We start from the raw sequence: 22,674 nt of genomic DNA, 5'->3' as shown, positions 1-22,674 counted from the left end.
GGTGTCACGCGGGGGTCGTGGCGTCGGCCTCGGCGGCGCGGGGCGCGGCGCCCGGTTCGGTCTCCAGGTGGGAGTCGCGGGACGGTTCGCGCACGAGGAGCGTGGCCAGCAGCGTGAGGCCGACGCAGCCGGTCACGTACCAGAAGAACACGGTCTCGTGACCGTTCTGCTTGAGGGCCAGGGCGACCGGTTCGGTCAGTCCGCCGAAGGTGGCGGTGACGAGGGCGTGCGGGAGGCCGACGCCCAGGGCGCGCACCTTCGTGGGGAACATCTCGGCCTTGACGATGGCGGCGAGGGCCGAGTATCCGGTGACGAACGCGAGGGCGAGGGTCATCAGGAGGAAGGCCACCCACGGGTTGCCGGTGTGTCCGAGGAAGGTCATCACCGGGACCGTGAGCACCATGCAGCCGATGGAGAAGCCGAACATGACGGGGCGGCGGCCCACCCGGTCGGACAGCGCGCCGACCAGTGGTTGCAGCAGCATGTACACGAACAGGGCGGCGAAGCCGATGACCGTGACGGTCGACTTGGGGATGCCCGCGGTGTTCACGAGGTACTTCTGCAGATAGGTGGTGTACGTGTAGAAGGCGACGGTGCCGCCGATGGCGAGACCGAACACGGCGAGCAGTTGGCGCGGGTACTCCTTGAACAGGGCGACGAGGCCCTTGCGTTCGCCCTCGGTGGCGCGGGCCCGCTCCTTCTGGAAGTGCTCGGACTCCTCCATGGTGCGCCGCAGGTACATGACGGTGAGCCCGGCCACCGCCCCGACGACGAACGGGATGCGCCAGCCCCAGCTCGCGAGCTGGGCCTCGGTGAGCACGTTCTGAAGGACGATCGCCACGAGCAGCGCGGAGAGCTGGCCGAGCACGATGGACACGTACTGGAAGCTGGAGTAGAAGCCGCGCCGTCCGGGCGGTGCCACCTCGGAGAGGTAGGAGGCGCTCGAGCCGAACTCGCCGCCCACCGACAATCCCTGGGCCAGACGCGCCACGACGAGGAGGGCGGGCGCCCACAGGCCGATGACGTCATGTCCCGGGGACAGGGCGATGACGAGCGACCCGGCGCTCATCAGCAGCACGGAGAGGGTCAGTGCCTGCCGGCGGCCGAACCGGTCGGCGTAGCCGCCGAGCAGCCAGCCGCCGAGCGGGCGCATCAGGAAGCCGACCGCGAACACCACTGCCGTGGACAGGAGTTGGGCGGTCTGGCTGCCTTCCGGGAAGAACACCGGTGCGAAGTAGACGCTGAAGGTGGCGTAGGCGAACCAGTCGTACCACTCGATGAGGTTGCCCAGGCAGCCGCGCACGACGTTCGCGGTGACGCGGGAGGGTGGGCTGGTGGCGGGTGTCTTGCTCATCCGTGGCATCGGTGGCGTCTCCGTACTCAGTGCTCGATCGGCGTTGGTCGGGCGGCTCGGAACGCCACTCATCATGAGCGCTGATGCGGGATGCGGAACAATAGAAATCGGTGATGTGTCCATGCGTCGCGGGCATGGATGCCGGACACGATTCCCCCGCGCCCCGCCCTACAGCGGCGCCCCCTTGAGGAACCGGACGACCGCCGTCCCGGCCTCGGCGCGGCACTCCTCGAAGTACGCGTGGCGCGCGCCGGGGAACACCAGCGTCATGGCATCGGGGATGCGGGAGGCGAGCAGCGGCACGTTGTCGGGCGGGGTGAGCCGGTCCTGGTCGCCGTGGAGGATGAGGGTGGGCGCCATGATGTACGGCAGCGCGTCCCAGGCGTCGTGCCCACTGCTGGCACGCAGGTGACCGCGGCGGGCGTGCGGCGGCATGGAGGGATCGCCCAGCGTGCCGTACGGGCCCGGGTGGGCGGCGCGCCAGGCGGGGGTGTACATGAGGTCGGTCAGCGCTTCCTCGGCGGCGCCCGGTTCGGTCCGCGCGAGGGCGTGGCGCACCTCGGCATCGCGCTCCACGGCGTACTGGCCGCCGGGTGAGGTGCAGCCGAGGACGAGGCGGCGGATCCGTCCGGGATGGCGCGCGGCGGCCCACTGGGCGACGCGCCCGCCCATGGAGGTGCCGTACAGGTCGGCGCGCTCGATGCCCAGGGCGTCGAGCACGGTGATCACGTCGTCCGCGAACTGCCAGGTCGAGTAGCCCTCCTGGGCCTCGGGCCTGCCGCTGGCGCCCGTGCCCCGGTAGTCGACGGTGATCGTGCGGCGGGCCGGATGGAAGTCGTCGCGCACCGTGTCCCACCAGTGGTGGCTGTTGGCCTGCCCGGCGAGCAGGACGAGCGGGTGTCCGGTGCCGCGAGTCTGATAGGCGAGGGTGGTGCCGTCGGGGGCCGTGGTGGTGCCTTCTTCGGTGTACACGTTCTCGATCATCCCTTGGAGCTTCTTCTCACTCATCAGCGCCACCCTCGTCGTCCGTGTCGGGGAGCCGCGCCGAGGGCCATCTGCCGCTCTCCACGGCGGCGTTGACCTGGCGCACCAGCTCCTGTGCGACGACGTTCACGGCGGGCGGGGTGCGGCCGGTGCGGGGTGCGCCCAGGACGATGGAGCGCCAGGCGGCGGGCTCGCACAGGGGCGCGGCGCTGAGCGAGCCCGCGGCGACGTCCTCGGCGAGTCCCACGCCGGGCAGTACGGTCCAGCCGTGTCCGGCTCGCGCGAGCTGCTTCTGTACGGGCATCGAGTTGGTCTGCGCCGCCACCTCGATGCGAGCCCCCGCGCGGGCCGCCGCCGACTCGATGAGCGCGCGCAGTGCGTGCCCGGACGTCGGCATGACGAGGGGGCGCGCCGCCGCCTCGGCGAACGGGACGGGCGTGTCGGCGCGGAGCCCGGCCTCCGGCGGCGCCGCCACCCACAGCCGCTCGCGCACCAGCGGGCGTACGTTCAAGGAGGGCGTGCTGCCGAGGTTGTAGAGCAGTGACAGGTCGAGGTCGCCGTCGTCGAGCCACTGCTGAAGGTGGCCCGAGTAGGCGGTCATCACGCGCAGCCGCACACCGGGGTGGGCCTTGCGCATGGCCGTCACCAGGGGCTCCGCGAGCAGTTCGAGCGTGCTCTCCAGCAGGCCGACGGTGACGATGCCGGACACCTCGCCGGGCGTGGGCCGCACCTCCGCGCGGGCCCGCTCCAGCTCGTGCAGCGCCCGCCGGGCCCGCTCGACCACGGCCGCCCCGGCCTCGGTGGGCCGCATGCCCTGCCGGGTCCGTTCGAAGAGGGGGACGCCCAGTTCCTCCTCCAGGGTGCGGATCTGGCGGGTGACGGCGGGCTGCACGAGGTGCAGGACCGTCGCGGCCCGCGTCACGCTGCCCACTTCGGCGACCGTCACCAGCGCCTTCAGCTGTTTGATGTCCATCGCGCCCCGCCCCTCGCCCTGCCATCCGCGCCGCGCATGGCGGCATCACGATTTGCTATTTCACGGGCATTGCCATGAAGACCCATGATGTTAGTCGTCACGGGGAGGCCGCCCGCAGGCCGCCCCGCGCACCCCACACGACCACCCCCGCACCTGGAGGTCACCGCATGACCGGGACGACCGATCGTGCCGCCGCGCCCCCGGCGCACCCGCTGTCCGGGATCACCGTCGTCAGCCTCGAACAGGCCGTGGCCGCGCCCTACGCCACCCGGCAGCTGGCCGACCTCGGCGCCCGCGTCATCAAGGTGGAGCGGCCCGACGGCGGCGACTTCGCCCGCCGCTACGACACCACGGTGCACGGCGAGTCGAGCTATTTCGTCTGGCTGAACCGCGGCAAGGAGTCCCTGACGCTCGACGTGAAATCCCCGGCAGGACGCGAGCTCCTCGACGAACTCCTCGCGGACGCCGATGTGTTCGTGCAGAACCTCGGGCCCGGCGCCGCCGCACGCCTCGGCCTGGACGCCGCGACACTGACCGCGAAGCACCCGCGTCTGATCCCGTGCACCGTCTCCGGCTACGGCACCGACGGCCCGTGGGCCGACCGCAAGGCGTACGACATGCTGGTGCAGTGCCAGACCGGTCTCGTCTCGCTCACCGGTACTGCGGAAGAGACCGCGCGGGCAGGTGTGTCGATCGCCGACATCGCCGCCGGGATGTACGCCTACAGCGGCATCCTCACCGCCCTGTTCACCCGTGCCACCACCGGTGTCGCGCATGCGGTGGAGGTGTCGCTGTTCGAGGCGCTCGCCGAGTGGATGGGCCAGCCCGCCAACTACACCCGCTACGGCGGCGCCCAGCCGCCGCGCCTCGGCACCCAGCACGCCACCATCGCCCCGTACGGCGCCTACCCGGCCCGTGACGGCAAGCAGATCCTGATCTCCGTACAGAACGAACGCGAGTGGCGCGCACTGTGCGAACAGTTCCTCGAACGGCCCGCGTTGGCCTCGGATCCGCGCTTCGCGACCGGCTCCGCCCGCGTCGCCCACCGCGAGGAGCTGAACGCCGTCATCGCCGAGCGCTTCCTGGCGCACGACGGAGCCGATGCCGCCAAGGTGCTCGACGCGGCGGGCATCGCGAACGCCGGGGTCAACGACGTCGCCGAATTCCTCGACCACCCGGTGCTCGCGGGCCGCGGGCGCTGGCACGAGGTCGGCACGCCCGGCGGCCCCGTCCAGGCGCTGCGGCCCCCGGCCGACCTGGCCGGAATCGATCCCCGGATGGACCCGGTGCCCGCCCTCGGCGAGCACACCGAACGCCTCCTGGCGGAACGCGGACGCACCCCCGAGCAGATCGCGAGCCTGCGCGCGGCGGGCGCGATCTGACACCCCGCTCCACTCCCCCTCCCCCGGACATCGCCACACGACAGCAAGCAGAGGAGAAGGCCCCGTGAGCACCCTGGACGCCCTGGACGCCGACGAGCGGTTCGTCGTCGAGACCGTGCACGACTTCGTGGACAAGCACGTCAAGCCGGTCGCACAGGAGTTGGAGCACTCCAACACCTACCCGGAAGCCCTCATCGAGCAGATGAAGGAGATGGGCATCTACGGGCTCGCCGTCCCGGAGGAGTTCGGCGGCACCCCGGTCTCGATGCCCGCGTACGTCCTGATCACCGAGGAGCTCGCGCGCGGCTGGATGAGCCTCGCGGGCGCCATGGGCGGCCACACGGTCGTCGCCAAGCTGCTCACCCTCTACGGGACCGAGGAGCAGAAGGCGGCGTATCTGCCCCGGATGGCGACCGGTGAGCTGCGCGCGACGATGGCCCTGACCGAGCCGGGCGGCGGCAGCGACCTACAGGCGATGCGCACCTCGGCCCGCCGCCGGGACGACGGCACGTATGTCGTCAACGGCTCCAAGACGTGGATCACCAACTCCCGCCGCTCCGGGCTCATCGCGCTGCTGTGCAAGACCGATCCGGACGCGACGCCCACCCACCGGGGCATCTCGATCCTCCTCGTCGAGCACGGTCCCGGCCTCACCGTCTCCCGCGACCTGCCCAAGCTGGGCTACAAGGGCGTCGAGAGCTGCGAGCTGTCCTTCGACGGGTACGTCGCCGCCGCCGGCAGTGTCCTCGGCGGGGCGGAGGGCAAGGGGTTCGGCCAGATGATGAAGGGCCTGGAGACCGGTCGTCTACAGGTCGCCTCGCGCGCCCTCGGCGTCGGCCGGGCCGCCCTGGAGGACTCGCTCGCGTACGCGCAGGAGCGGGAGTCGTTCGGCAAGCCGATCTGGCAGCACCAGGCGATCGGCCACTACCTCGCCGACATGGCCACCAAGCTCACCGCGGCCCGCCAGCTGACCCTGCACGCGGCCCGGGAGTACGACGCGGGCCGGCGGGTCGACATGGAGGCGGGGATGGCGAAGCTGTACGCGTCCGAGACGGCGATGGAGATCGCCCTCAACGCCGTCCGCATTCACGGCGGTTACGGCTACTCCACCGAGTACGACGTCGAACGCTACTTCCGTGACGCGCCACTGATGATCGTCGGCGAGGGGACGAACGAGATCCAGCGGAACGTGATCGCGGCTCAGCTCGTCAAGCGAGGGGGCCTGGACTCGTGAGGGGAGCCCAGGTGTAGCGGACGCGCACGCCGTGGTCCCGCAGCCAGCTGGTCTCTCTGTGCCGCAGTTCGTGCGCGGACTCCGGCGCGATGGCGGAGGGCCAGCGGACGAGGACCGCGGTGACGTCGCCGGTCTGCACGAGCTGTCGCACCCGCCGCCAGCCCGTGCGCCGGGCCGGGTCGGGCTCACCGTAGGTGTCGGTGACGACCTCGGCGATCGTCAGCCCGCGTTCCTGGGCGAACGCGCGGCCTTCGGTCTGCGCGCACTGCGTGGCCGGCCCGGTCGCGCCCGGGGCCCGGTCGGCGCATACGTACAGCACGGCGGGTGAAGCGGTGTCGCCGTGGGGGGTCATGGGCGCCTCCTGATGGTTGGATCGAGGAGAATGGATTCCTCGTCGCGCGAAGGGTGAGGAGCGGGGGCGGTCGATCTCCGTGGGCTCAGGAGAAGGCCGTCAACTCCGCCCAGACGACCTTTCCTTCGGCCCGCGTCGAGCGCGCGGAGCCCCAGCGGTCGGCGAGCTGCTGAACGAGGAAGAGGCCGCGCCCGCCCTCCTCGCCCGGCCCGGCACGGTGCTCGGGCGGACGCACCGGAGTGACTCCCTCGTCGTGGAGTTCGATGCGCAGGCTGCGCTCGTCGTCGGTCAGCGTGAGGCCGCACAGGACCTGATCGCTCTCGGTGTGCAGCAGCGCATTCGTGGTCAGCTCGGACACAAGGAGCACCGCGTCGCAACAGGTGTCGCCCGGCACCTCCCAGGATCGGAGCCGCTCGCGCACGGTGTCGCGGGCGGATCTCGCGCTCGTGCGCAGCGCGGGCAGGCCGAACCAGAACTCCCGGCCGGGCGCGGTCGCTAAAGCGGGGGACGCAGCCGGGGCCAGGGGCGTGGGGAGAGTCACGAATGTCGCCTTCCAGTGCCTTCCGCGGGGCGGGCGCGGTGTGGGGGTGCGGGCTACAGCTCGAGCCGTGAGAGGCACAGACCAAGCCGGGCATCACGGACCCCCAGGGGGCCTGATGCCGCGTCAGAGCCGCGACGTGACCGCTCACAGTGCAACTATGCGCGTGATCGTGCTCACCCTGCAACCGACTCCCTGATAATTTCAGCAAGCGGGGTATCACCCTGGCGTCATCATCAAGTCACTGCAAGAATGCTCTTGTTGATGAATCCTCAGGAGGTTGGGCGTGAGTGAGGCCCGTTCTGCTACCAGCGCGCCGACAGTGCTGCGCATGATCCTCGGCCGTCGGCTGCAGGACATGCGTCTGGCTGCCGGTGCCTCGCTGGAGGACGCGGCGAAGGCACTGCGCGTGAAGACCCTGACGATCAGGCGGCTGGAAAAGGCCGAAGTGGCGCTGAAGCCTCTCTATGTGGAGAAGCTCCTGGAGACCTTCGGCGCGGGCCGGCAGGAGATCGACGAGTTCGTCGACCTCGCCGAGCAGGCCAACGAGCCGGGCTGGTGGCACTCCTACCGGGACGCCGTCCCCAGCTGGTTCACCGCCTACGTCAGCCTGGAGACCGACGCCAAGACCCTGCGCACCTACGAACCCCAGTACGTCACGGGCCTCTTGCAGACCCCCGACTACGCACGCGCGGTGCTGCGCGGCGGGCTGCCGAACGGCAGCGAGGAGGACCTCGAGCGCCGCGTGGCGCTGCGCCTGCGCCGCCAGGGCCTCCTGGAGAAGGAGGACGCCCCCACCTTGTGGGTGGTCATGGAGGAGGCGGTCCTGCACAAGGAGGTGGGCAGCCCCGACGTGATGCGGGAGCAGATCGAGCGCCTCCTGGACGTGTCCGAGCTACCGCACATCAGCCTGGACATCGTGCCGTTCTCCGCGGGCGCGCATGTCGGGGCGTGCGCCCCGTTCACGTACTTCCGGTTCGAGGAACCCGAGCTGCCCGACATCGTCTACAGCGAACTTCTGTCCGCATCCGTCTATTTGGACCAGCGCGCGGACGTGGTCGCCCATCTAGAGGCGCATTCGCGTTTGGCGTTGCTGACGTCGTCGGATGACAGCAGGGCGCTCTTGAACCGTATGCGCAAGGAGTACTCAACATGACGGTGGTCGAAGTCGAAGAGGGCGTCTACAACGGGATGCCGGCCCGCAACCTCGGGGAGCAGGGCTGGGAGCGTCCCTGGAGCGGGCCCAACGGTGGACAGTGCGTCGAGACGAAGCTGCTGGCCGACGGCCGCGTGGCCGTGCGGCAGTCGACCGACCCGGCGGGTCCCGCGCTGATCTACACACCGGAGGAGATCGCCGCGTTCGTGCGCGGCGTGAAGCAGGGCATGGCCGATCACTTGGCCGCCGGTTGAGCCGGTGGCCTGCGGGAGGGGCGCCGACACCGCTAGCGTTCCCGGCCTGTGGACCGACAGTCACACCGATGAAGGGGAGCACATGACCACCAGGCAGTCCGGCCGGGACCTCGACACCAGCAAGGCCCACTCGGCCCGGATGTACGACTACTTCCTCGGTGGCAAGGACCACTTCGAGGTCGACAAGGAGGCGGCCATGGTCGCCGCCAAGGCCCACCCCGGCCTGCCTGTCACCGCCCGCGAGAACCGCGCGTTCATGCACCGGGCCACCCGCGTCCTGGCGCAGGAGCACGGCATCCGCCAGTGGCTCGACATCGGCACGGGCATCCCCACCGAGCCGAATCTGCACCAGGTCGCCCAGTCCCTCGTGCCCGAGGCCCGCGTCGTCTACGCCGACAACGACCCGCTGGTCCTCAAGTACGCCGAGCGCCTCATGCGCAGCACCACCCAGGGACGTACGGCCTACATCGAGGCCACGGTCACCGACCCCGAGTCGCTGCTCGACGCCGTGCAGGACGCCGAGGTCCTGGACTTCGACAAGCCCATCGCGCTCTCCCTCAACGCCCTGATGCACTTCGTCACGGACCCGCACGACCCGTACGCGATCGTGCGCCGGCTGCTCGAGCCGCTCCCGCCGGGCAGCGCCCTCGCGATGAACCACTGCACGCCCGACTTCGACCCCGAGACGTGGAACGGGGTGGCGGAGGCGTACACCAACTCCGGGACGCCGGTGCAGTTCCGCTCGCACAGCGACGTCCGCCGCTTCTTCGACGGTCTCGACCTGATCGAGCCCGGCATCATCTGCTGCCACCGCTGGCGCCGCGACAACCCCGAGGACGGGACGGAGATCGCGGACGCCGAGATCAGCCTGCTTGCGGGCGTGGGCATCAAGCACTGAGCGGGCGCGGGCGGGGCCGGAGTCCTCAGCTCCGCCTGCTCCTCAGACAACGGCGGGTGAGCACCACGCCTCCCGCCACGACCACGAGGGCACCCGCGGCCGCCCCGCCGATGGCGAGCGGAGAGGTCCGCTCGCGACCGCTGATGTCGGTCGCGAGCGCGGCGCTGTCGTTGTCGTGCGTGCGGTCGTACGTGCCGACGACGCGGACCGTGCCGCGCGCACCGGGCACGTTGTCGTCGATGCGGACGCGCACGGTCACGGTGGTGCGGGCGCCCTTGCGGCCGTCTATCTGCTCGAACGCGTCGCTGCCCAGGCCGCACCGCCACGCGCGGGAGCCCTTCGCCGGGCGCTTGCACGCGTTGTCCATCGGGTCGCCGTCCACCGTGTACGGCGTGCCGGTGATCGTGGTGCCCTCGGGCGGGACGATCTCGAAGCGGTCCGGGTTGATGCCGGGCAGCTTGCCCCCGTTGACGTTGCGCGCGCCGATGCGCACCGACACGGTCTGCCCGACCTTGCCGCGGACGGGCCCCTCGACGACCGGGGCGTAGTCGACCTGCGCGGTGCCGCGCACGATCAGTGAGCCCCAGGCGTTGCGGCTCTTCTTGATGTCACCGGTGGGAACGCGTTCGAGTTTCAGCTCCGGACCGCTTCCCCGGTGCGGGTAGGCCGCCTTGTCCCGTGCCTCGTAGAGCAGTTGATAGCGGACGCTCTCCGCGGGCATGTCCGCATCCAGGTGCCCGATCATCGGCCGGACGATCCGCCAGGCGGTGTGCGCGGGCAATGGTGTGTCGAACTCGCACCAGGCGAGTTCGGTCCCCGCCAGCCCCGCGTCGGAGGCGTCGTCCTCGGTGTCGGGGTACCAGCAGTTGCGGTACTTCTGGTCCACCGTCAGATGACGGCCGTATGAGGACATCCGCAGCCCGAACCTCTCGACCGGCCAGCGGCTCTCGTTGGCGAGGCCCGGCCGGAGCTCGACCGGCTCCTTCGGCTCGACCAGGCCGGGCACTCGCTCCGCACCGGCCGGTGTCAGGTCGGGCGGCTGGACATCCATCCGCATGTCCGCGCGTACGTCCGCGGCATTGTCGGCCCGTGCGGTGAGGTGCACGGTGCCGCCGTCCCCCGGGTCGACACCGTCCTTGCCACGCAGGTGGAACGGGCTGAAGTGGGACGCGTACCGCAATGAGCGCGGGTCGAAGCGGCAGCGGAACACGTCGTCGTCCCCGGTGCAGCGGTGCCCCGGTGTCATGGTCCCGACGGTCTTCAGCTCACGGGCGTCCACGGTGATCTCGACATTGCGGGCCACGCCGCCGTGCGGCTGCACCAGCATCCTGGGGGCGTCGAAGCGTGCCTCGGCGCCCTCGTCGGGGTCGTAGAGTCCGGATGCCTCGGGGACATCGAGGGTGAGCCGGACCTGGTCCTGCGCCAGAGCCGGAACCACCGCCCCGGTCACGGCCAGCAGCGTCCCTGTCACCAGCGCCGCCGCCCGCGCCCCGAAGCGCCGGCCCTGTCCGCGTATCCGCCGCATTGCCACTCCCCCGTGCTCGGTCCTTCACCGGCCCCGCTGGTCGACGGGTCCCGTGAAGGCACCCTACGAGACACCTTCGGTGACATCGGCCTCCCCCGCACGGGGGCTCCGCGACTGCCTCGGCCCGGAATTCCCGCTGGTCACTCCGTGACGGGCGCGGGACCTTCCTCCCGCCGCCCCTCGATCCACTCCCGCGCCTCCGCTTCCGCCGCCGCCAGCGGGCCGAGGAGTTCGGGGGCGGCCGGGACGATGCCGAGACGTTCGCTCAGGCCCGTCGACTTCAGGACGCGGACGAGGGAGGGTCGCGCGCCCGCGAGGATCAGGCGGGCGCCGGCCTTGTCGAGGGAGCGGGCGTAACGGTCGAGGAGTTTGATCACCGCGGAGGACGGGACGTCGGGGAGGGTGCGGACGACGAGGACGAGGACCGCGTCGCGGGCCCCGTCGGGCGACGGCAACTCGTTCTCGATGTGCGGGAGTTCGGCGAAGAAGGACGTTCCCGCGTAGTCGAGGACCGTGACCTCGCCGGCGGGCAGCCGCTTCGGCGGCGTCCCGGTGTGCCAGGTGCCGTCCGGCCCGCGGGTCAGGGCGATGAGTCTCGCCTGGCGGGCGGCCTGGGCGCAGTACAGGAGCAGGGACAGGACCGCGCCGATGACGATGGCCTGCTGGAGCGGGAGCTGGGTGGTGGCCAGGAAGGTCAGGATCATCGCGGCCGACGACATCCTTGAGGTGCGCAGCACGAGCGCGATGTCGCGGCGCTTGCCCCAGATCAGTTCGCCGCCGACCACCAGGATCAGGCCGCCGATGACCGGCATGGGGATGCGTTCGGCGAGCGATCCGCAGACCAGGACGACCAGGGCGAGGAAGACGCCGGAGATCACGCCGGCCCAGCGGGTGCGGGCGCCCGCGCTCACCGCGACGCCGGTCCGTGACATCGAACCGCCGCTGGGCAGCGCCTGGAAGAGGCCGCCGAGGACGTTGGCGCAGCCCTGCGAGCGGAAGTCGGCGTCGACGTCGGAGCGGGAGCCGTCGGGGTTCGGCATGGACGGGGAGATGCCCGCGGCCTGCGCGAGGGCGACCAGGGCGACGGAGCAGGCGCCGGTGAGCAGGTCCGGGAGCGCCGACAGATCGGGGGCGGTGAACGAGGGCAGGGCGCCGGGGATGTGTGCGATGTCCCGCACCAGTTCGACGTCCGTGCCCGCCACGGCCACCCCGACGCTGACGACCACCATCGCCACCAGCAGCGCCACCGACTCCAGGCGCCGCACCGCGCGGGTCGCCGCCCACACCGCGACCGTGACAACGGCGACGAGGGTCGCCGCGCCCTGCCAGTCGCCGGCGTGCGCCAGCCAGTCCCCCACCTGGTACAGCTTGTTGTGGCCCCGCGGGGTGTAGCCGGTGGCGTCCTTGAGGACTCCGACGATGATCTGGAGAGCGATCCCGGTGGCGAAGCCGGTCATGACGGCGTTCGACACAAAGCTCATCACGACGCCGAGCCGCAGCACACCCATCAGCAGCATGACGACGCCGACGAGCACGGTCAGCATCGCGATGTTGCCCGCGCTCTTCGGGTCGAGCCCGGCGTCGGAGAGCACGCTCTGCGAGGTCAGGGCGATGGCGCTGGTGAGCGTGGTGACCATCAGGACCGTACGGGAGGTCAGCGAGCCGACGATCGCGGGCACGACGCCCGCGTACAGGCCCGCCACCGGGTTGAAGCCGGCGATGGCCGCGTACGCCATGCCCTCCGGGATGGAGAACAGTCCGGTCACCGCGCCGCCGGCCACGTCGGCGGAGCTGGGGCGCCCGAGACCGCGCAGCCACGCCTTCGGACCGCCGCGCCTCGCCGCACCCATCCGCCACCACCCCTCCTTGTGCCGATCCGGACACGGCGTGGAAGGGTCGGCCGCCCGCGGCCGGACCGTGCGCCGGATGGCCGGTCGTCTCAAGGCGTCACGATGGCGAAGTTCGGGTCCGGCTCGTCCAGGAGGCCGAACAGCCGGGCCAGGGCCGCCGCGTCGCCCTGCTGGCCGATGCCGTCGAGGCCGTGGCCCGCCAGGATGCCGAGGAGTTGGGCCTTGGTGAGTGTCACGGTCAGGTCGGCCTCGGTGTCGCGGGGCTCGGGGAAGTGGACGAGCGCTCCGTTGGAGAGTTCCATGCGGTGCGTCTCCGCGAGGTCGATCACCTTCCACACGATGCTGAGCTGCACGTCCCAGGCGCGCGGCCCGTTGACGCGGATGGCGAGCGAGTCGAAGATCTGCGTCACCGAGAGGGCGGAGGCCATGCTCGACGCGAGCGCGATCGGGGTCTTCGGGACGCCCTCCGTCAGCTCGTGCGCCCCTTCGAGGAAGAAGTTGCGCCACGTCGCGCACTCGGCGCCGTACCCGAGCCGGGTCAGCACATCGGCGAGCAGTTCCCTGGCGCCGGTGTGGTCGGGGGCGCCGAAGACGACATGGGAGGCGAGTTCCGCGGCGAAGCGCAGGTCGCCCTCGTCGGCGAAGGAGCGGGCGGTCGCGACGGCCCGGTCGGCGCCGCCGAGCGCGCGCACGTACCGCTCGCCCTGGGCCTGCGGCGGGTGCTGCCACAGATGGGCGGGGTTGCCGTCGAACCAGCCCATGTAGCGCTGGTAGATGGCCCTTACGTCGTGGGAGACGGAACCGTAGTACCCACGCGTGTGCCAGGCCTTCTCCAGGCCGGGCGGGAGCTGCATCTCCTCGGCGATCTCGATGCCGGTGTGTCCGGAGTTCATCAGGCGCAGCGTCTGGTCGTGCAAGTAGCCGTACAGGTCGCGCTGTTGGCTCAGGAAATGGGCGATGCGGTCCGTGCCCCAGGTCGGCCAGTGGTGGGAGGCGTAGACGACCTCGGCCTCGTGGCCGAAGAGTTCGAGGGCCTCGTTCAGATAGCGCGACCACATGCGGGCGTCGCGGACCTGGGCGCCGCGCAGGGTGAGCAGGTTGTGGAGGGTGTGGCAGGCGTTCTCGGCCATGCACAGGGCGCGCCGGTCGGGCAGGTAGAAGTTCATCTCGGCGGGCGCCTCGGTGCCCGGGGTCATCTGGAAGACGAACTTCACGCCGTCCAGGACCTCTTCCTGACCGGTTCTGGTGATGGTCACGCTCGGCGGGATCAGGCCCACCGAGCCCGACGACGTGGCCATCCCGAGCCCCATGTTGACCTGCCCGGTGGGCCCGACCGGGGTGCCGAAGGCGGAGAAGTACATGCCGCGCCGGATCATCGCGGTGCCCGCGTAGACGTTCTCGGAGACCGCGTGCTCCATGAAGTGCTCGGGCGCCACGACCGGCACGTCGGAGTCCGGGCTGATCACGCCCATCACGCCGCCGAAGTGGTCGAAGTGCGGGTGCGTGTAGATCACCGCGGTCACCGGCCGGTCCCCGCGGTGCGCCCGGTACAGGCCGAGCGCCGCGGCGGCCGTCTCGGCGGACACCAGCGGGTCCACGACGACGACGCCGCGCGCGCCCTCGATCAGCGACATGTTCGACAGGTCGAGGCCGCGCACCTGGTACACGCCGTCGGTGACCTCGTAGAGACCCTGCCGCGCGCAGAGTGCGGCCTGCCGCCACAGGCTCGGGTCGACGGTGTCCGCGGGCTCCGGGCGCTCCCTCAGGTACGCGAAGGCGTCGCTGTTCCAGACGGTCACACCGTCGGCGTTCTTGACGACGCCGGGCTCCAGGGCCGCCACGAACCCCTTGTCGGCGTCCGCCGCGTCGCTTCCGTCGTCCGGAGGCAGATCGTGCGCGGGCATCGGGTCCCTCCTCAGGTACCGGGGCTCCGCACCGGCCACGGTCCCGCCCCTTGCGCGGGTCCCGCCGCCACGGGCCCTGGTGCCCCAGCCTCTGGCCACGCCTGGGGCCGGACCATCGGGGCTGGGCCGAACGGGTGAGGTCCGGCCGGAAGGGATCTTGAGGAGACGCGGCGCCCACCGATGACTTTCCGTGCCCGCGGCGGTCCCCACCCACGTAAGGCAGAACGCGCCGCGCGCGCACCGCACCTCACCGTCCGGAGGCACCATGACCACCACCGGGAACGCCCTGCCGCCCGTCGTCGACCGCGCCACGTGGGAGAAGGAACTGGCGGCGCTGCGGGTCCGCGAGAAGGCCGCCACTCGGGAGCTCGACGCCATCGCCGCGCAGCGGCGCCGGCTGCCGATGGTCGAGATGCCCGACTACGTGCTGGAGGGGGAGGACGGCCCGGTGCGGCTCGCCGAAGTCTTCGGTGAGCACCCGCAGTTGATCGTCTACCACCACATGTGGCACGCGGGCGCGGAGTGGCAGTGCGGCGGCTGCACCGGCTTCACGTCCCAGTTCACCCGGCTCGCGGGGCTCGAGAAGTTCGACGCCCGCTTCGTGATCGTCACGCAGGGGCCGATCGACGAGGCGCTCGCGTACCGGCGCAAGGTCGGCAACACGATGACCTGGTACTCCACCGCGAACAGCCCGTTCGGCGCCGACCTCGGCGCGCCGCCGAACGCCGGGTTCGCGGTCAACGTGTTCCTGCGCGACGGCGACACGGTGTACCGAACCTGGCACACCGACGGCCGCGGCACCGAGCAGCTGAGTTATCTGTTCGGCCTCGTCGACCTGCTGCCGTACGGCCGGCAGGAGGAGTGGCAGGACTCCCCCGCGGGTTGGCCCAAGTCACCGACGTACAGCCGGTGGGCGTCGCCGCAGGAGATCGCGGCGGCCTACGGCGAGCGCGGCTGAGGTCAGGCGTCCTCGACGCCCAGCACTCTGTTCACGGTCGTGCGGGCCTCGTAGAAGTCTTCGTCGGAGACGTTCGGGTCGTCCTCGGTCTGTTCGAGCCAGTCCGACATGTCGTCGGGCGACCAGCGGTCGAAGTCCTTGGGGATGTCGAGCGTCGTGGTGTTCATGCGCAGCCGCGCGACGGCTGTCGCTTCCTCGACGCTGATGGTGTTCACTTCGGTCATCGCGCCCCTCCCATCGGGTCTTCACGGGATCGGACCGGCGACCTTGCCAGACGCTGCCGGGCAGTGTCCAACCGCGACGTCACGGACAGTGAGCGGAGGTCGCCGAATCAGGTCCCACAGCGCCCGGTCGACCTCCGCGAACCCGGCGTCGGCGGGCAGCGGGTGCCGCTTGCGTCGGCGCGGTTCGCGTACACCCTGGAAGAGTCCGCAGCCGAGCGGGGTGCGGCCGCGGACCGCTCACGCGTCGTCCTCGCGGCCGTCCCGGACGACGAGGACCGGGCAGTGCGCGTGGTGGAGCAGGGCCTGGCTGACCGAGCCCATGATCAGGCCCCTGAAGCCGCCCCGGCCGCGGGCGCCCACGACGATCATCCTGGCCTCCTTGGACGCCTCGATCAGGGTGGGGCGCACCCGGCCCTCCAGCAGCCGCCGCTCCACGGAGATGTGCGGGTGGGCGACCAGGCCCGGGGCGAGGGCGTCGGTGAGGGTCTGCCCGGCCGCCTTGCGCAGCTCGCTGAAGTTGGAGACGAGCGGGGTCAGGGCGCCGGGGCGTTCGGGGCCCTCGGCGGACCAGGTGTTCCAGACGTGCAGGGCGAGCAGTCCGGTGCCGTGGCGCTCGGCCTCGCCGAACGCGGCCTCGACCGCGGCCTGCGCGTCCCCGGAGGAGTCGACGGCGACGGCGACGAGGCCGCCCGCGTCGGCCCGGCTCCGGACGACGAGCACGGGGCACTCGGCGTGCGCGGCCAGATACACCGCGACCGAGCCGATCAGGAGCCCGGTGAAGGCCCCGAGCCCCCGGCTGCCGACGACGACCAGGTCCGCCTCCGCCGAGCGGACCGTCAGGATGGTCAGCGGCTCACCCGTGACGACCTCGCCCTCGATGTCCGCGAGCTCCGGTTCCGCGGCGCGGGCGTGCTCGACGGCCGACGCGACCACGGCATCGGCCTGTCCGCGCAGCGCATCGGCGGCCGCCGCGAATCCGGCGGCGCGCATCATGGGCCAGATGAAGGCATGCACGATCCGCAGTCCGAGGCCACGCGCCCGCGCCTCCCGGGCCGCGATCGCCACCGCCTCCAGGCTCGAATCGGATCCGTCGGCCCCGACCAGTACATGGCCTGCCATGCGCGCGCTCCCTGTCGATCCCGGCACCGTCCTCGGCCGCCCGTGCGGCCCGGTTCAAGACTGACCCGGTCCGCCGGGCGGCGCACGGCGAGCCCTCGCGCCGCGTTCTCCCTCCTCACCGTCGACAGCCCATTGCCCTCGACGAACCACCGGTGTCACCATTGGTTCATAAATCGCTGGAGAGCCCTCGGGAGCACACGCATGGCACGCACGGCGCGATGGATGGCAGGCGGAACGGCGGTCGCCGCCGCCGGGGCGGGGATGGCCTGGCTGTGGCGGCACCAGGAGGAGGTCGCGTTCCGGCGACCCGTCAACGAGTGGACGTTCACGCACATGTCGACGGTGCTGCCGGTGGCGCCCGTGCCCGCCGCCGCGCACGAGCGCCCGCTGCCCCAGGGCGAGCTGCCGCCCGGGTTCACGTACGAGTTCCGGGGCTCGCGCCGCACCCTGGAGGAGCTGCACGCGCGCACGCACACCACCGGGTTCGCCGTCCTGCACCGCGGGCGGCTCGTGCACGAGAGCTACCCGGGCCGGTTCGGCGGGCCCGCCCGCCGCTTCCAGCTCTTCTCGCTCACCAAGTCGGTGACCTCGGTGCTGCTCGGCATCGCCCTGGCGGAGGGCGCCCTCGGCTCGCCCGACGACAAGGTGGTGACGTACTGCCCCGAGCTGGCCGGGTCGGCCTACGACGGGCCGACGGTCGCGGATCTGCTCGACATGACGAGCGGCGCAGGCGGTGTCGAGGACTACGAGGACCCGCAGGCCCCGGTCAACCGTCTGATGCGGGCCGTGGCCGGCCGTGGCTCGGTGCTCGACGTGGTCCGCTCCGTCGACCCGGGCGCGGATCCCGGCACGTTCTTCAACTACTCGACGCTCGACACGCAGGTCCTCGGCTGGGTCCTCGAGAGCGCCACCGGCATGCCGCTGGCGCGGTACGCCGCCGAGCGGCTGTGGAGCAGGATCGGCGCGGAGACGGACGCGTACTACGGGCTCACCCGCGGACGTCCGCGGACCGCCGTCGGCGGCGGATCGTTCAACGCGACGGTGCGGGACATGGCCCGGGTGGGGCTGCTCATGGCGCGCGGCGGCGCCGTCGACGGCGAGCGGATCGTGCCCGAGGCATGGGTCGAGCGCGGACGCGGCAGCGGCAAGGAGTTCCTGCGGCCGGGAGCGCTCAGCGAGCTCTACCCGGCGCACTACGGCTACGCGAACCAGTGGTGGACGCTCGGCGGCGAGCACCGCGCCTTCACGGGGCTCGGCATCTACGGGCAGTTCCTCTGGGTCGATCCGGTGGCGGACGTCGTCGTGGTGAAGACCAGCGCCTGGCCCGTGGCCGAGGATCCGGACCGGGACGCCGAGACCGTGGCGGCGCTTTCGGCCCTGGTCGAGCACCTCTCCGAGGCGGAGTGACGGGGCGGGCCGGTGCATAGGATTGACGCCATGACAGACCACGGCGTCCACGGCGGCAGCGCCTCCGCACCGGCCGCCCGTGCCGCCGCCCCCGCCCGGCGCGGCCGGCCGCCGTCCACCGCGCTGAACCGGGACCGGATCCTGGACGCCGCCCGCACCCTCGTCGAACGCGAGGGACCCGACGCCCTCACCCTGCGCCGCCTCGGCGCCGAACTCGGCTCCAACCACACCGCCGTGCTGCGCCACTTCTCCGGCAAGGAGGACATCCTCCTCGGGCTCGCCGAGCAGCTGATCGAGGAGGCGGTCACGGGGTACGAGCCGACCGACTCCTGGCGCGAGACCCTGGCCGGTCTGGCCCGCCGCGTCCGCAGCGCCTGCCTCACCCATCCGCAGGTCGCCGCCGTCGTGGCAGGGCGGGTCTCGCGGCGCGACGCCGAGTTCCGGGGCGCCGACCTCGTCATCGGCGCGCTCAAGCAGGCCGGTTTCGGCGACCGGGAGGCCGCCCGCTACTACCGCGCGCTCGCCGACACCGCCCTCGCCATGGGCGCCCAGGAGGCCGCCCTCGCCGCGCTGGACGGCGCGGCGCGGGAAGGCGACCGGCTGGCCTGGCGGCGCGAGTACCTGGCCGTGTCGCCGACCGCCTATCCGCACCTCGCGTCGGTCGCGCCGCACCTGGCCGCCGCGGATGAGGACGACCAGTTCGAGACGGTCCTCGGGCTGCTGCTCGACGCGGTGGAGTTGCGGGCACCCCACGAGCCCCGATGAGGCGATGCGGCCCCACGGCCGCCGGACATCCACGACGATGGGGCGCGGACCGTCGTGGCGTCGGGGAAGGGGACCGGACCGTGTTCGGATTGCTGTCCAAGCTCGCGGAGTTGCTCGCCCAGTTCGGCACCGGGCTCGTCACGCTGCGGCGCACCGCGCAGGACACCGATGTGGCGGCCGCGCTGCTGCGCTGCGCGGTGGCGCTCCAGGACCTGTGCGTACGCGGGGAGCGGCTGCTGGCCCTTGCCTCAGATCTGGTCGACGGCCCCCAACGGCCGGGAACGGCGCAGGAGTTCGTGGGCCTGGTGCGCGTACAGGCACAGGCGGTCGAAGCGGTGCGCGGCACCCTCGTCGAGTGTCAGGAGCTGCTGGCCACCGTCGACGCGGGGGTCTATGTGGAACTGGCGCCGTTCCTCGACGCGAAGTCCGGTCTGCTGACGCGCTGGCAGCAGCAGGCCACGATGAGCGCGCTGTCGTCGACGACCCTGTTCTTCCTGCCGCGGGCGGCGTTGGAGGAGGCCCTCTCCGTCGGCAGGTCCCACGCCACCCGGGACGGCCTCGCCATCGACCGCACGGACTACCTGCTGGCGGTCGGCGACGGCCTGCGTGCCGCACGCGCCCAGGAAGTGCGCGACCTCGGCCGCGCCGCGGCGACGCGCCACGCGTCCGCCGTCAGGGACGAGCTGGCCGACGCCAAGGACGAACTCGCGCGGGCGGCAGCGCTGTGCCGGCAGCTCGTGGACGCCGTCCAGGAGGCCGTGGGGCCGGAGGCGATGGCGCGGCTGCGCAGGCAACTGGTGCCGAAGCAGCGCGCCACTAGGTCTGGCCGGACCCCCGCCTAGTATTCGCCGGCTTGTTCACCTTCTCGTACAGCTCGCGGTCCCGCGGGAAGCCCGCCCTGGCGAAGGCCAGGCTGCCCGTGCCGGTGGCCAGGATCCGGATCGCGTCGAGGCCGAGGGCTCCGGCGAGCCGCTCGGTGTTGAACTGAAGGCGCTGGAACAGACCGCTCCCCCGCGCGTCCGCCGCGATGCGGACCTCGTCCATGGTGATCTCCTTCTCCTTGAAGTCGAACCGGAGCTGGAGCACGGCCCGGTTCTCCCCGCCGTCCCGCAGCACCAGGTCGACGCTGCCCGCCCCCTCCGGATAGAGCACGACCTCCGCCTGCGCCCCGGTCAGCCGGTCCAGGAGCAGCTCGGTGAACATCGCCGGGGTGATGGGCACCAGCGACTTCCAGATCCCGACGAATTCCTCGTCCAACCGGCCGACGATCAGCCGCGGTTCCAACGACGCGAAGTCCGCGACCGTGAGCGCGGCGACGGACCGCCGGACGGCTTCCGTGTCCCTGGCGTGCGGCGCGCCGGCGGTGGGGTGCAGGGCAAGGCCGGAGGCGCAGCGCACCAAGTGGTTCCAGACGGGGTCCGTCGGGAAGGGCGGCAGGCTCCAGTCGTCCGCGCACGCCTCCCAGCCGCGCTGCCACCACGCGACGGCCGCCAGTGACCGCAGGCCGAACCGCAGCGCGCCCGCGATCTGGCAGCGCACCAGCAGCCCCTTCGCCGAGACGGTGTCGAGGTTCGCGCCCGGCTCCGTGGCACTCGTCGCGAAGCGCTCGGCGGCGGCGACGGTCTCGGCCAGGCTGATCAGCGGCGGCGCGTCCGAGATCACCACCGGGATCGGCGACTGGAGGACCCGCACGGGATCCTCGGGGGCGAACACCACGTCGTCGGTGAGGACGATCAGCGGCGTGACGTCGTCGCCGTCGGTCATCACGAACTCGAGCGCCGCGTCGCCCATGGGCGTGCGGCTCCTCGTGACGCGTTTGACGTCGCAGACCGGAAGGCTGAGCGTCTCGCCGATCGCCGGTATCCCGACGCTCACCCGCCCGCCCTCCACGGTGGGCCGCAGACCGAGGACCTCCTCGAACGCCGTCGCGATCTCCTGGGCCAGCGCGGCGTCGTCCCGCTCGCGCCCGAGCGGCAGGGCGGCGAGGGACGCGAGGTTGTCCCGCACCGTCCCGGTCAGTGCGTGCCCCTCGCCGAGCACGCGCCGGCAGTCGGCGAGTGCGTGTCCGAAGGTCGCGGCGGCACGCTTTGCCTGCCCGGACGTCAGGTACGCGGTGGCGAGGTCGTTGCGCGCGGAGAGCGTGCCGGGTTCCTCGGCACCGGCGACCCGCCGGCACTCCGCCACGGCCAACTCATGGAGCGGTACGGCGAGTTCGGGCCGGTCGTCCGCGAGCCATCCGGCGAACCAGATGGAGGCGAGGTTGGCGAGCGTGGAGACGGTGGCGCGGTCGTCGGCGCCCACGACCCGGACCACTCCCGCGAGCAGCCTCTCCTGGAGCCCGAACGCCTCGACGTAGCTCCGTTCCCGGTAGTACGCGTGGGCCAGCTCTCCGCACGCGGCGAGCGTTTGCGGATGATCCTCGCCCAGCGTGCGGACACTGTCGTCGTACTGACGCCTCAGGTCGTCGATCGCCATGCCACCGATGATCCCTCACGAAGGCAGCGGACTTCTTCAACTTCCCTGACTTCAGAGCCGTTTGACACACACGACGCCCCTGCGACGGCTCCCGCGGCCCAAACGCCCCTCTACACCCTCGGCGGCCATTCCGTCGCAACAACTGGGCGGAACTGTGCGGCACTTGATGCTTCTCCTACGATGACGAGGACCGCGGGGCCACCCGGCGGTCCATGAACGTGGCAGCACCCGCTGGAGGGGAGCGGGTGTTGCTGCATGTCGCACGGGGCGGGCGTCACCCCGCCATCACAACACCAGCATCGCCTCTGCGATCTCGCCGACGTCCGCGTCGCGGATCGCGGTGGAGGCCTCGTCGAGGACGAGCAGCCGCGCCCCGGGGACCTCCCTCGCGATCGCCTCGCCGTTGCCCACGGGGAAGAACGGGTCGCGCCGGCCGTGGACCACGAGGGTGGGGACACCGATCTCGGGCAGCCGCTCGCGCCAGCGGGGTGCGCAGTCGAGCCGCGAGAACACCATCCCCAGCTGGTTGGCCATCTGGACCTGGGGGTCGGTGCCGGGCGTGCGGTCCCAGACGCGCGCCGCGACCGAGCGCGCGGCGCCGGGGTCGTTGCCCATGACCTCCGCGCCCGCCGCCGCGAACTCCGCGACCGCCTCACGGTCGGCCCAGTCGGGCATCGGGCTCGAGAACAGCCGGCCCATCGTCGCCCCGTCGTGATCGGGGAGGTCGTCGTCGACCGGGCCGGGGGCGACCGCGCGGGTGCCGATCAGGGTGAGTGCCGAGAACGCCCCCGGGTGGTCGAGTGCGGCCACCTGCGCGACCATCCCGCCGACGCCGATCCCCGCGAGGTGCGCGGGACCGCCGCCGAGCGCCCCGGCCAGGGCCGCCGCGTCGGCGGCGAGGTCGCGCAGCGTGTAGTCGGGCGCCTCCGGGTCCCCGGCCGTGGACTCTCCGCTGTCGCGCAGGTCGTAGCGCACCACCCGGCGCCCGCCCGCCGCGAGGCGCTCGCACAGCGCGTCGGGCCAGGACAGCATCGTCGTCCCGCCCACGAGCAGGACCGGGGGCGCGCCCTCGGCGCCGAACGACTCGATGCCCAGGACGATGTCATTGACTTTCACAGTGGTCATACCAGGGAAGACCCGCCCCGCCTCCCGAATTCATCGCTCGGTGCGCAGGACGGCGGGGTGACCAGTGCCGATGGGTGTGCCGGTGCACCAGGGCCGTCGGCGACCTAGGCCCTGGGACCTCCTCCGGGGGGTCCACGTCAATCATTCACGGGCCCGATGCCGCGCCGGGCCCGTCCGGGCAGTCTTGTGGCCCACCA

21 protein-coding genes are annotated in these 22,674 nt (G+C 71.9%); 9 read left to right on the top strand and 12 right to left on the bottom strand.

The window, feature by feature from the left end; all coding sequences use genetic code 11:
* Positions 1-4: 4 nt before the first annotated feature.
* The 3 genes from ACNYS0_RS40195 to ACNYS0_RS40185 form a co-directional block, all read right to left on the bottom strand.
* Positions 5-1,354, bottom strand: a complete 1,350-nt coding sequence (locus ACNYS0_RS40195; RefSeq protein ID WP_422481424.1) for an MFS transporter — start codon at positions 1,352-1,354, stop codon at positions 5-7.
* 168 nt (positions 1,355-1,522) lie between these two features.
* Positions 1,523-2,362: an alpha/beta fold hydrolase gene (locus ACNYS0_RS40190; protein WP_422481422.1), complete on the bottom strand. Its 840-nt coding sequence runs from the start codon at positions 2,360-2,362 to the stop codon at positions 1,523-1,525.
* The gene (locus ACNYS0_RS40185) at positions 2,355-3,311 is read right to left on the bottom strand and encodes a LysR family transcriptional regulator (protein WP_422481420.1); all 957 of its coding nucleotides are present in this window, start codon (positions 3,309-3,311) and stop codon (positions 2,355-2,357) included. The genes ACNYS0_RS40190 and ACNYS0_RS40185 overlap by 8 nt, the downstream gene beginning before the upstream one ends.
* Before the next feature lie 167 nt (positions 3,312-3,478).
* On the opposite strand from ACNYS0_RS40185, the gene ACNYS0_RS40180 reads away from it, so the two are divergent.
* Both ACNYS0_RS40180 and ACNYS0_RS40175 read left to right on the top strand, forming a co-directional pair.
* Positions 3,479-4,693, top strand: a complete 1,215-nt coding sequence (locus ACNYS0_RS40180; protein ID WP_422481418.1) for a CaiB/BaiF CoA transferase family protein — start codon at positions 3,479-3,481, stop codon at positions 4,691-4,693.
* A 64-nt stretch (positions 4,694-4,757) separates the two neighbouring features.
* The gene (locus ACNYS0_RS40175) at positions 4,758-5,927 is read left to right on the top strand and encodes an acyl-CoA dehydrogenase family protein (protein WP_422481416.1); all 1,170 of its coding nucleotides are present in this window, start codon (positions 4,758-4,760) and stop codon (positions 5,925-5,927) included.
* Here ACNYS0_RS40175 and ACNYS0_RS40170 read toward each other — a convergent pair.
* Positions 5,902-6,279 (bottom strand): recombinase family protein, encoded by a 378-nt coding sequence (locus ACNYS0_RS40170; protein WP_422481414.1) that lies wholly within the window; start codon positions 6,277-6,279, stop codon positions 5,902-5,904. The two genes, ACNYS0_RS40175 and ACNYS0_RS40170, sit on opposite strands and share 26 nt — an antisense overlap.
* A gap of 85 nt (positions 6,280-6,364) precedes the next feature.
* The gene (locus ACNYS0_RS40165) at positions 6,365-6,820 is read right to left on the bottom strand and encodes an ATP-binding protein (RefSeq protein WP_422481412.1); all 456 of its coding nucleotides are present in this window, start codon (positions 6,818-6,820) and stop codon (positions 6,365-6,367) included.
* A 283-nt stretch (positions 6,821-7,103) separates the two neighbouring features.
* On the opposite strand from ACNYS0_RS40165, the gene ACNYS0_RS40160 reads away from it, so the two are divergent.
* The 3 genes from ACNYS0_RS40160 to ACNYS0_RS40150 all read left to right on the top strand — a co-directional run bounded on the left by ACNYS0_RS40160 (position 7,104) and on the right by ACNYS0_RS40150 (position 9,125).
* A complete protein-coding gene (locus tag ACNYS0_RS40160; protein ID WP_422481410.1) occupies positions 7,104-7,973 on the top strand; it encodes a helix-turn-helix domain-containing protein in 870 nt (289 codons plus the stop codon).
* Positions 7,970-8,227 (top strand): DUF397 domain-containing protein, encoded by a 258-nt coding sequence (locus ACNYS0_RS40155; protein WP_385755314.1) that lies wholly within the window; start codon positions 7,970-7,972, stop codon positions 8,225-8,227. Before ACNYS0_RS40160 ends, ACNYS0_RS40155 begins: the two co-directional genes overlap by 4 nt.
* Before the next feature lie 82 nt (positions 8,228-8,309).
* Positions 8,310-9,125, top strand: a complete 816-nt coding sequence (locus ACNYS0_RS40150) for an SAM-dependent methyltransferase (protein WP_422481408.1) — start codon at positions 8,310-8,312, stop codon at positions 9,123-9,125.
* Positions 9,126-9,150: 25 nt separating this feature from the next.
* On the opposite strand, the gene ACNYS0_RS40145 is transcribed toward ACNYS0_RS40150, so the two are convergent.
* The 3 genes from ACNYS0_RS40145 to ACNYS0_RS40135 all read right to left on the bottom strand — a co-directional run bounded on the left by ACNYS0_RS40145 (position 9,151) and on the right by ACNYS0_RS40135 (position 14,404).
* Positions 9,151-10,650, bottom strand: a complete 1,500-nt coding sequence (locus ACNYS0_RS40145) for a hypothetical protein (RefSeq protein ID WP_422481406.1) — start codon at positions 10,648-10,650, stop codon at positions 9,151-9,153.
* 140 nt (positions 10,651-10,790) lie between these two features.
* Positions 10,791-12,500 carry a SulP family inorganic anion transporter gene (locus tag ACNYS0_RS40140; protein ID WP_422481404.1) on the bottom strand — a complete coding sequence of 570 codons (1,710 nt, stop codon included), beginning with the start codon at positions 12,498-12,500 and terminating at the stop codon, positions 10,791-10,793.
* An 89-nt stretch (positions 12,501-12,589) separates the two neighbouring features.
* On the bottom strand, positions 12,590-14,404 hold the full coding sequence (locus ACNYS0_RS40135; protein WP_422481402.1) for an alkyl/aryl-sulfatase: 1,815 nt from the start codon (positions 14,402-14,404) through the stop codon (positions 12,590-12,592).
* A 265-nt stretch (positions 14,405-14,669) separates the two neighbouring features.
* Here ACNYS0_RS40135 and ACNYS0_RS40130 point away from each other — a divergent pair, with 265 nt between their 5' ends.
* Positions 14,670-15,362 (top strand): DUF899 domain-containing protein, encoded by a 693-nt coding sequence (locus ACNYS0_RS40130; protein WP_422481400.1) that lies wholly within the window; start codon positions 14,670-14,672, stop codon positions 15,360-15,362.
* A gap of 2 nt (positions 15,363-15,364) precedes the next feature.
* Here the strand turns inward: ACNYS0_RS40130 and ACNYS0_RS40125 are convergent, their stop codons facing one another.
* Both ACNYS0_RS40125 and ACNYS0_RS40120 read right to left on the bottom strand, forming a co-directional pair.
* A complete protein-coding gene (locus ACNYS0_RS40125) occupies positions 15,365-15,586 on the bottom strand; it encodes a hypothetical protein (protein ID WP_422481398.1) in 222 nt (73 codons plus the stop codon).
* Between the two features lie 237 nt (positions 15,587-15,823).
* Positions 15,824-16,705, bottom strand: coding sequence for a universal stress protein (locus tag ACNYS0_RS40120; RefSeq protein ID WP_422481396.1), 882 nt, complete (start codon positions 16,703-16,705; stop codon positions 15,824-15,826).
* A gap of 201 nt (positions 16,706-16,906) precedes the next feature.
* On the opposite strand from ACNYS0_RS40120, the gene ACNYS0_RS40115 reads away from it, so the two are divergent.
* The 3 genes from ACNYS0_RS40115 (at position 16,907) to ACNYS0_RS40105 (ending at position 19,719) form a co-directional block, all read left to right on the top strand.
* On the top strand, positions 16,907-18,112 hold the full coding sequence (locus ACNYS0_RS40115; protein WP_422481394.1) for a serine hydrolase domain-containing protein: 1,206 nt from the start codon (positions 16,907-16,909) through the stop codon (positions 18,110-18,112).
* 30 nt (positions 18,113-18,142) lie between these two features.
* Positions 18,143-18,877, top strand: coding sequence for a TetR/AcrR family transcriptional regulator (locus ACNYS0_RS40110; RefSeq protein WP_422481392.1), 735 nt, complete (start codon positions 18,143-18,145; stop codon positions 18,875-18,877).
* Positions 18,878-18,957: 80 nt separating this feature from the next.
* Positions 18,958-19,719 (top strand): hypothetical protein, encoded by a 762-nt coding sequence (locus tag ACNYS0_RS40105; RefSeq protein WP_422481390.1) that lies wholly within the window; start codon positions 18,958-18,960, stop codon positions 19,717-19,719.
* Here ACNYS0_RS40105 and ACNYS0_RS40100 read toward each other — a convergent pair.
* Positions 19,694-21,352 (bottom strand): tetratricopeptide repeat protein, encoded by a 1,659-nt coding sequence (locus ACNYS0_RS40100; protein ID WP_422481388.1) that lies wholly within the window; start codon positions 21,350-21,352, stop codon positions 19,694-19,696. The two genes, ACNYS0_RS40105 and ACNYS0_RS40100, sit on opposite strands and share 26 nt — an antisense overlap.
* Before the next feature lie 285 nt (positions 21,353-21,637).
* Positions 21,638-22,477, bottom strand: coding sequence for an alpha/beta fold hydrolase (locus ACNYS0_RS40095; protein ID WP_422481386.1), 840 nt, complete (start codon positions 22,475-22,477; stop codon positions 21,638-21,640).
* Positions 22,478-22,674: the final 197 nt, after the last annotated feature.

The organism is Streptomyces anthophorae, from assembly GCF_049310305.1.
Classification (GTDB): Bacteria; Actinomycetota; Actinomycetes; order Streptomycetales; family Streptomycetaceae; genus Streptomyces.
Note: the sequence above shows the minus strand (reverse complement) of the source record. Positions and strands in the feature narration are given on the sequence as shown.